This window comes from Caulobacter sp. CCH9-E1, assembly GCF_001556515.1.
GTDB lineage: Bacteria > Pseudomonadota > Alphaproteobacteria > Caulobacterales > Caulobacteraceae > Caulobacter.
On sequence record NZ_LSJA01000181.1, the window covers coordinates 1 to 9,241 of the forward strand.

6 protein-coding genes are annotated in these 9,241 nt (G+C 68.0%); 1 reads left to right on the forward strand and 5 read right to left on the reverse strand.

The genetic code is table 11. The features are described 5' to 3' along the window. Window positions 1-61: 61 nt before the first annotated feature. The 5 genes from AX690_RS11215 to lpxC form a co-directional block, all read right to left on the reverse strand. Entirely contained in the window at window positions 62-481 is a 420-nt protein-coding gene (locus AX690_RS11215) for a DUF2147 domain-containing protein (RefSeq protein ID WP_066683131.1), read from the reverse strand. A gap of 110 nt (window positions 482-591) precedes the next feature. Then, entirely contained in the window at window positions 592-2,943 is a 2,352-nt protein-coding gene (gene ligA, locus AX690_RS11220; RefSeq protein ID WP_066683130.1) for an NAD-dependent DNA ligase LigA, read from the reverse strand. Between the two features lie 76 nt (window positions 2,944-3,019). Further along, entirely contained in the window at window positions 3,020-4,717 is a 1,698-nt protein-coding gene (gene recN, locus AX690_RS11225; protein WP_066683129.1) for a DNA repair protein RecN, read from the reverse strand. A gap of 81 nt (window positions 4,718-4,798) precedes the next feature. Further along, window positions 4,799-5,731, reverse strand: a complete 933-nt coding sequence (locus AX690_RS11230) for an outer membrane protein assembly factor BamD (protein ID WP_082769618.1) — start codon at window positions 5,729-5,731, stop codon at window positions 4,799-4,801. Between the two features lie 99 nt (window positions 5,732-5,830). Further along, window positions 5,831-6,727, reverse strand: a complete 897-nt coding sequence (gene lpxC, locus AX690_RS11235; protein ID WP_066683127.1) for a UDP-3-O-acyl-N-acetylglucosamine deacetylase — start codon at window positions 6,725-6,727, stop codon at window positions 5,831-5,833. 286 nt (window positions 6,728-7,013) lie between these two features. Here lpxC and AX690_RS11240 point away from each other — a divergent pair, with 286 nt between their 5' ends. Beyond that, a complete protein-coding gene (locus AX690_RS11240; RefSeq protein ID WP_066683126.1) occupies window positions 7,014-9,110 on the forward strand; it encodes a S9 family peptidase in 2,097 nt (698 codons plus the stop codon). The last annotated feature ends 131 nt before the right edge of the window (window positions 9,111-9,241 follow it).

A 9,241-nucleotide genomic window follows, 5' to 3' on the forward strand; every position in this document is an offset into this window, starting at 1 on the left:
CGCTTGCCCCCTCAGTCGCTCCGCGACAGCTCCCCCGCATCGCGGGGGAGCATCTTCAACCCTACCGCAACCGCGTCCAGACCTGCGTCTTGCAGAACGGCGCGACGATGCAGCCTTTCAGCTTCAGCTGGTTTTCGCCGATCATTTCGATCGTGCCGGAATAGGTGCCGCCGTCGTCGGGGTTGTAGACCTTGCCGCTGGTCCACTTCGTCGGACCGCCGGTGAAATCGTAGAGCATCTGCAGGCCCTTCAGCGTACGAACGCGCTGGGACTCGTCCTTATTCTTCACATCCTTTAGCGCCGGGTTCTCGCGGATGTGGTTCGAGCTGACCAACTTGCCGCACAGGCTGTTGCCGCAACGGGCGATCTCGACCTGACCGCCATTGGTCGGCGTCTGCCACAGACCGGTGACGTCTGCGGCCAAGGCCGGGGTCGCCAGCAAGCCAAGCGCGGCGGCGGCAATCATCGTGGTGCGGAACATCAATTACTCCCTGGGTCGCGCTTCAAATGCGCGTTTGACCGCTTGGTTGCGCGATCTCGTCCCTCGGGACAAGCCCTGACACGAAAACGAGGCGGGATTTCGAAAAGCGGTCAGCTTCCGACCAGAGCTAGCCACTCGTCTTCGGTCATGACCTGGATGCCGAGCTCCGTCGCGGTCTTCAGCTTCGAGCCCGCGCCGGGGCCGGCGACCACGAGGTCGGTCTTCTTCGACACCGACGAAGCGACCTTCGCGCCCAGTCCCTCGGCCTGGGCCTTGGCCTCGTCACGAGTCATCTTCTCCAGAGCGCCGGTGAAGACGATGGTCTTGCCGGCGACGGCGGTGTCGGTCTTGGGCTTTTCGACCGGCTGGATGTCGAGCTCGGCGACCAGGTTGGCGACCTTCTGCCGATTGTGATCCTCGGCGAAGAAGCGGGCCAGGGACTGGGCCGCGACGGGGCCGACGCCGTCGATCGCCGCCAGATGCAGATAGTCGTCGCCCGGCGCGCCCGCGGCCGCAGCCGCCAGCCCCGCCGCGAAGGCGTCCCAGGTCCCGTAGCGCTGAGCCAGGGCCGCGCGGGCCGGCTTGGTCAGCTTGGGAACGGCGTGACCGATCTTGATCTCCAGGTCGTCGGTCTGGGGCCAGGGATCGGCCTTGAGACCACCCCGCCCCGCCTCGACCAGCGTGTCCAGCGCCTTGGGCCCGACGCCGGGCGCGGTGGAGAGCTCCAGATAGGTCTCGCCCGGCAGTCCTTCGGCGGCCTTTTCGGCGGCGTGCTGCAGGTCCTCGAAACAATCGAAGTTACGCGCCAGCACCATCGAGGTGGTCTCGCCGATGTCGCGCGCGCCCAGGCCGTAGATCATCCGGTCCATGGTGATCGTGCGCCGGGCCTCGATGCCCCGCACCAGATTGGCGACCGAGGTCTCGCCATAGCCTTCCCGCTCGCGCAGGGTCGCCAGCTTCTGCTCGTCACGGGCCAGCTTGAAGATATCGGCCGGCTCGGTGATCCAGCCCTCGTCGAAGAAGGCCTGCAGCTGCTTCTCGCCCAGCCCCTCGATGTCGAAGGCGCGGCGGGACACGAAGTGGCGCAGGTGCTCCACCCGCTGGAACGGACAGGCGAACTCGCCGGTGCAGCGACGCACCACCGACTCCTGGCCCGAGGCGTTGACCTCGCGGGCCAGCGGCGTCTTGAGCGGGCATGGGCATTCGTGCGGAAAAACATAAGGCTCCGGCGCCGGGTCGGGTCGCGCGTCCAACGCCACCTCGACGATCTGAGGGATCACGTCGCCAGCCCGCTGGACCACGACCGTGTCGCCGATCCGCGCGTCGAGACGTTCGATCTCGTCGCCGTTGTGCAGGGTGGCGTTGGTCACCACGACGCCGCCGACCGTCACCGGCTTCAGCCGCGCCACCGGCGTGATCGCGCCCGTGCGACCAACCTGCAGGTCGATGGCTTCCAGAACCGTGCGAGCCTTCTGGGCCGGGAACTTGCGGGCGATCGCCCAGCGCGGCGAGCGCGAGACGAAGCCCAGGCGGCGCTGGAACTCCAGGTCGTCGACCTTGTAGACGACGCCGTCGATGTCGAAGTTCAGGGTCGGCCGCAGGGCCTCGAACTCGGCGTAGACGTCGAGCAGGCCCTGGGCGTTCTCGACACGCCGCGCCGGCGGAGCCGTCGTCACGAAACCCCAGGACCTCAGCGCCTCCAGCGCTTCCCACTGTCCGCCGGCGAAGGGCTCCGACACCAGGCCCCAGGCATAGCCGAAGAACCGCAACGGCCGCTGGGCGCTGATCGCGGGATCGATCTGGCGCAGCGAACCGGCCGCGAAGTTGCGGGGATTGGCGTAGGTCCGTTGGCCCGCGGCCTCGGCGGCGGCGTTGAAGGCCGCGAAGGCCTCCAGTTCGACATAGACCTCGCCGCGCACCTCGATCACGTCAGGCCAGCCCGAGCCCTTCAGGCGGTGCGGAATGTCGGCGATGGTCCGCAGGTTAGCGGTGACGTCCTCGCCAGTCTGGCCGTCGCCGCGCGTGGCGCCCTGGACCAGCACGCCCTTCTCGTAACGCAGCGAGGCCGACAGGCCGTCGATCTTGGGCTCGGCCGTATAGGCCAGGGTCTCGCTCGGTGACAGGCGCAGAAAGCGGCGCACCCGCGCGTCGAACTCCTCGGCTTCCTCGTTGGAGAAGGCGTTGTCGAGGCTCAGCATCGGCACGCCGTGGCGCACCGGCGCGAATTGCTCAGCCCTCGCCGCGCCGACCCGCATCGACGGGGAGTTGTCGCGCACCAGGTGCGGGAAGCGGGTCTCGATATCCAGGTTCCGCCGCTTCAGCGCGTCGTACTCGGCGTCGCTGATCGTCGGGTTGTCTTGCTGGTGATAGGCGATGTCGTGCGTGGCCAGCGTGTCGGCCAGGCGCTCCAGTTCCTCGACGGCCTGGGCTTCGGTGAGGTCGGCGACAGGGATCAGGGACACGGCGGCGAATCCGGAAGGACGGGAACGAGGCGGGACGTTAGCAACCTCCCCCTGACGGGGGGAGTGAGCGATGGGCTTAAGCCATCAACGCCCGAGCCGCCGCCCGCGCCGCTTCGGTGACCTCCGCGCCCGACAGCATGCGGGCGATCTCTTCCTCGCGCTGGGCGGGGGTCAGGGGCTCGACCCTGGTGCGGGTCGAGGTCTCGTCGCCGGACTTGGAGATCCGCCAGTGGGCGTCCGCGCGGGCGGCGACCTGGGCCGAGTGGGTGACGACCAGCACCTGGGCGTTGGCCGCGAGGCGCTTGAGACGCAGACCGACGGCGTCGGCCACGGCCCCGCCGACGCCCTGGTCGACCTCGTCGAAGATCATCAAGGGCTGCGGGCCGCCGCCGCGTCCGGCCAGGGCGGCCTTCAAGGCCAGCGCGAAGCGCGCCAGCTCGCCGCCCGAGGCGATCGCCTCCATCGGGCCGAACGGCGCGCCGGGATTGGTCGAAATCTCGAACGCGACGCGGTCCAGGCCCGTCGGACCGGCGCGGTCCTCGGCCAGCGGCTCCAGCGCGACGCGGAACTTGGCCTTCTCCAGCTTCAGCGGCGTCAGCTCGGCCTCGACCGCCGTGGCCAGCGCGTCGCCAGCGGCGCGGCGCTCGGCCGACAGGGCCTCGGCGGCGTAGAGATAGGCCTCGCGGGCCTCGGCGGCGTCTTTGTCTGCGGCTTTCAGGGCGTCCTCGGACGTCTCGATCGCCTGCAGGCGGGCGGCGAACTCGGCGCGCTTGGCGGGCAGATCCTCGACCAGGACGTTGAGCTTGCGGGCCATGCCGCGCAGGGCGAACAGCCGCTCCTCGGCCTTTTCCAGACGATCAGGCTCGAACTCGAACGACTCGGCGACCGCGTCGATGGCGGCGCTCGCCTCCTGGGCCTCGACGATGGCGCGGTCGACAGCCTCGCAGGCGGCCGAAAGCCGGGTCATGGCGACGCCGTCGGCGGGCGCGCCGGCCTGCAGGGCGCGCTCGCGGGCGCGCTCCAGGGCGCGATAGGCCTGGGCCAGCTTGCCCGACAGGCTGTCGCCGCCAAACGCGTCCTGGGCGGCGGCGATGTCGGTGATGGCCTTCTCGGCCGAACTGAGCAGCGCCCGCTCCTCGGCCAGCGCCACCTCCTCGCCCTCGCGCGGGTCAAGGCGGTCGAGCTCCGAGAGGCGCAGGGTCAGCTCCTCGGTCTCGGCGGCGGCGCGGCCGGCGAGATCTCGCAAGGCCTCGGCCTTCTCGCGCGCGGCGCGCCAGGCGCTCCAGGCCGAAGCGACCGCCGAGACGGAGACGCCGCCGAACGCGTCGAGCAGGCCGCGATGGGTCTTGGGATCCAGCAGGCCGACCGTCTCGTGCTGGCCGTGGACTTCGAGCAGCAGGCCGCCAAGGTCCTTGAGCACGCCGACGCTGGTGGCTTGGTCGTTGACGAAGGCTCTGCTGCGGCCGTCGGCCGACAACTGCCGGCGCAGGACCAGGTCCTCGTCGCGGACGTAGTCCAGGCCCTTGTCGTCGAGATAGGCGAAGGCGGGATGGTCGGCCGGCAGGGCGAAGATCGCCGTGGCCGAGGCGTGGCCGGCGGCCCCTCGCCTGACCAGTCCCGCGTCGGCGCGCGCGCCGGTCGCCAGCCCAAGAGCGTCCAGGATGATCGACTTGCCCGCGCCGGTTTCACCGGTCAGCGCGGTCAGGCCCTCGCCGATGGCGAGGTCCAGGCTCTCGATGAGCACGACGTCACGGATGGATAGGCCGATCAGCATGGTCGCAGGATCGCCGGGAATCAGAGTTTTTCAAAGCGCCAAGGCGGAACGAAACGGGATCGAGCCTCGATCCCGCCGCGATCACATGCCGAGCACGCCCATCAAGCCGCCCTTCTTGGACTTCTTGGCGCCTGGCGGAGCCAGGGTGGCGTCCTTGTCCTTGGACAGCAGACGCTCCAGCGCGTTGCGCTTGGCGCCGGCCTTCAGCGGCTCGACGGCGGGCTTCAGGCCATTGTCGTTCAGCAGCTTGTAGGCGTCGGCGTACCAGCGATCGCCCGGGAAGTTGTAGCCGAGCACCGCGCCGTTGCGCTTGGCTTCGTCCATCAGGCCCAGGGTCAGGTAGGCCTCGACCAGACGATAGAGCGCCTCCGGCGTGTGCGAGGTGGTCTGGTGACGCTCGATCACGGTCTTGAAGCGGCCGATCGCGGCCAGGGTCTGGCCGTTCTTCAGGTAATAGCGACCGATCGCCATCTCCTTGCCGGCCAGCTGGTCATTGACCATGTCGATTTTCAGGCGGGCGTCCGTCGCGTACTCGCTGTTGGGATAGCGCTGAACGACGTCGCGCAGGGCGGCGAGCGCCTGCTCGGTGGCGGCCTGGTCGCGATTCACGTCGACGATCTGCTCGAAGTAGCAGACGGCCTTCAGATAGTAGGCGTAGCTGGCCGACGGGTTGCCCGGGTACAGGGAGATGAACCGGTCGGCGTCGCCGATGGCGTCGGCGTAGTTGTTGCCCATGTAGTGGGCGTAGCCGGTCATCAGAATCGAGCGGCGCGACCATTCCGAATACGGGTGCTGGCGCTCGACCTCGCGGAAATAGTCGACGGCCTCGTTCCAGTTGCCGCGATCCAGGCGATTGGCGCCGGTGGAATACAGCAGCTCGACGGGGCGTTCTTCGTAGGCGAGGCTCGGTTTCTTGGACTTGCCGGCGCAGCCCGCCACCGACACGGCGACGAGAACAGCGGCGATAGTGACGGCCGAACGTCCCGAGAAATTACGAAGCACGGAGTCTCTCACCCTCGAAGCAAACGTGCGCCCCTGCGCCGTGCAAGGCTTCTACACCACGCCACGGAAGGCGCAAATGCGAACGCCGAGCCCCGACTTCCCGAGACGCTCTTAAACCGCTTCAGCCAGTTCCGACGCGAGGGCGCGCAGGCGCCAGGCGCGCGGCTGGGCCAGCAACGCTCGAACCACGGCGTTATTGAGGCCGTGACCGGCCAGAACGCCTTCGAAGCGGCCGAGGATCGGCTTGCCCAGCACATAAAGATCGCCGATGGCGTCCAGCGCCTTGTGGCGCACGAACTCGTCCTTGCGGCGCAGGCCTTCGGGATTGAGCACGCGGTCGCCGTCGATCACGACGGCGTTTTCCATCGAGCCGCCACGGGCCAGGCCGATGGCGCGCAAGGCCTCGACGTCCCGCAGGAAGCCGAAGGTGCGGCAGTTCGACAGTTCCGAGCGGAAAGAGTCTTCGTCGATCGCCAGGTCGACGGCCTGCCTGCCGATGGCCTTGCTGCCGAACGCGATCTCGAACGCGACCTCGAATCGGTCGGCGGGCAGCAGGGCGGCGCGCTTGTCGCCCTCCTCGACCAGAATCGGCGCGAGAATCTCGATGTACTGGCGGACGGCTTCCTGCTTGCGGCGGCCGGCCCGGTCCAGGATTTGGACGAAGGGTTCCGACGAGCCGTCCATGATCGGCACTTCCGGGCCGTCCAGCTCGACGACGCAGTTGTCGATCGACAGGGCCGCCAGGGCCGCCATCAGGTGTTCGATGGTCGAGACGCGGACGTCGGCGGCGTTGCCGATCACCGTGCCCAGTTGCGTCTGGCAGACCGCCTCGGCGGTGGCGGGAACGCGGTTGTCGCGGTCATGCACATCGGTCCGCACGAAGACGATCCCCGCGTCGGGAGCCGCCGGTCGCACGACGACGCGCACGTGCGCGCCCGTGTGCAGGCCGATCCCGGCGAAGATCACCGGTCCCGCGACCGTGTGCTGAAAGTAACCCGAAGCCGACACTAGAGACCCTTATTGCTAGACGGACGAACCGAAGTCCGCCGTTTTCGCCCCGGGTTAGCATGTAGGAGTGATGCTGCGTCGCGGCAAAGCAAGTCCTGTTTCGGATTGTTACGCCCTAAAACTATGATTTTATTTCGCTTTTATTGCGAGCGCGCGCGCAGCGAAACAGAACGTCGCTCGACGATCTGTGGACGGTGATCTTGGGCGAGTCTCGCCTAGCGGCGGGGGAAAAGCAGGACTAGGCTCCGCCGCCAAAGGCACAACCGTTTCCAGGGTTTTCGGTTTCATGATCAAGAGCTTGCGCTTCGCGGCCTCCGCCGCCGTCCTCTCTCTCGCCCTGGTCGGAACGGCCCATGCGCAGGCGGTCGCGCCGAAGCCGCACGTCTTCACGGCCAAGGACATGGCGAGCCTGGATCGGCTCAGCGATCCCCGCGTCTCGCCAGACGGACGCTATGTGCTCTATTCCGTGCGGACGATGGACTATCCGGCCAACAAGGCCTCGATGTCCCTGTGGGTCGCCGACCTGAAGACCAGGATGGCCCCGCGCCGGCTGAAGATCTCGGACGGCGGCGCCAGCAGCGGACGCTGGAGCGCCGACGGCAAGTCGATCTACTTCGTTTCCAGCCGCGCGGGCGGAACCGACCAGGTGTTCCGGACCGACGTGACCGGCGAAGCGGCCGCCCAGGTCACGGCGACGCCCTTCGACGTCCAGGCCTACAAGGTCGCGCCGGACGGCAAGACGATCGTCGTCGCGATGGCCGTGTTCCCCGATTGCGCCGACCTCGCCTGCACCGAGGCGCGACTCGCCGCCAAGACGGCGACCAAGGCCACGGGCGCGGTCTATGATCGCCTGTTCGTCCGCCACTGGGACACGTGGGCCGACGGGACCCGCAATCACCTGTTCGCCTATGCGCTGGACGGGAGCGGCGCGGCGACGGGTCAGCCGATCAACCTGATGAAGGGCTTCGACGGCGACACGCCGACCAAGCCCTATGGCGGCGACGAGGACTTCACGATCAGCTTCGACAGCAAGACCGTGGTCTTCTCGGCCAAGGTCGCCGGCAAGGACGAGGCCTGGACGACCAACTACGACATGTGGGGCGTCCCGCTGGACGGCTCGGCCAAGCCGGTCAACTACACCGCCGACAACAAGGCCTGGGACACCACCGGGCTCGCTTCGCCGGACGGCAAGCTGATCGCCTACCGCGCCATGAAGCGTCCGGGCTTCGAAGCCGACCGCTTCGCGATCATGATCTACGACGAAACAACCCAGAAGGCGCGCGAGCTGGCCCCGACCTGGGACCGCTCGGCCGACGCCATCGCCTGGAGCCGCGATGGCAAGACGATCTACGCCACGGCCCTCGACGTCGGCCAAGGCAAGCTGTTCGCCATCGACGTGAAGACCGGCAAGGTCACCGCCCTGACCGGCGACGGCCACGTCAGCGCCTTCGACGTCGGGCCGAACGGGATCGTCTACGCCGCCGACTCGCTGAAGAGCCCGTCGGAGCTGTTCCTGCTGCCGGCCAAGGGCCCGGCGGTGAAGGTCGCCAGCGTGTCCAGCGAAGCGCTCAAGGGTGTCGCCTGGGGCGAGCCCGAGCAGTTCAACTTCAAGGGCTGGAACGACGAGACGGTCCATGGCTTCGTGCTGAAGCCCGCCAACTTCGATCCCGCCAAGAAGTACCCGGTCGCGTTCCTGATCCACGGCGGCCCGCAAGGCTCGTTCAGCAACAGCTGGTCCTATCGCTGGAACCCGCAGGTCTACGCCAACGCCGGCTACGCCGTGGTGATGGTCGATTTCCACGGCTCCACGGGCTACGGCCAGGCCTTCACCGACGCGATCAGCCAGCACTGGGGCGACCGCCCGCTGGAAGACCTGCAGAAGGGCTGGGCCTTCGCCACCCAGAAATACGGCTTCCTGGACGCCGATCGCGCCTGCGCCCTGGGCGCCTCGTACGGCGGCTACATGGTCAACTGGATCGCCGGGAACTGGAACCAGCCCTGGAAGTGCCTCGTGAACCACGACGGCGTCTTCGATACGCGCGCGATGGGCTTCGCCACCGAGGAGCTGTGGTTCACCGAGTGGGAGAATGGCGGCACGCCCTGGCAGCCCGGGACAACCTACGAAAAGTTCAATCCCGCCCTGCACGTCGACAAGTGGGTCAAGCCGCAGCTGGTGGTCCAAGGCCAGCTCGACTACCGCATCCCCGTCGAACAGGGCCTGGCGACCTTCACCGCCCTGCAGCGCAAGGGCGTGCCCAGCAAGCTCTTGTACTTCCCCAACGAGAACCACTGGGTGCTGAAGGCTCAGAACTCGGTGCAGTGGCACAAGGAGGTGCTGGACTGGCTGGACCATTGGACGGGCAACACGCGGCCGGGGAAGTGATCGCGGCCAACGCCAATTCCGTGTCATCCCGGCCGTAGCGAAGCGAAGAGCCGGGACCCAGGGGCGGCGCGCACGCCGCTCTTGCAACCCCTGGGTCCCGGATAGCCTCTGCGAGGCTTCCGGGATGACAC

What these genes read in the sequence shown, in the direction of transcription:
- AX690_RS11215 (WP_066683131.1), bottom strand. Translation starts at nt 481, where the DNA reads ATGTTCCGCACCACGATGATTGCCGCCGCCGCGCTTGGCTTGCTGGCG.
- recN (WP_066683129.1), bottom strand. Translation starts at nt 4,717, where the DNA reads ATGCTGATCGGCCTATCCATCCGTGACGTCGTGCTCATCGAGAGCCTG.
- AX690_RS11240 (WP_066683126.1), top strand. Translation starts at nt 7,014, where the DNA reads ATGATCAAGAGCTTGCGCTTCGCGGCCTCCGCCGCCGTCCTCTCTCTC.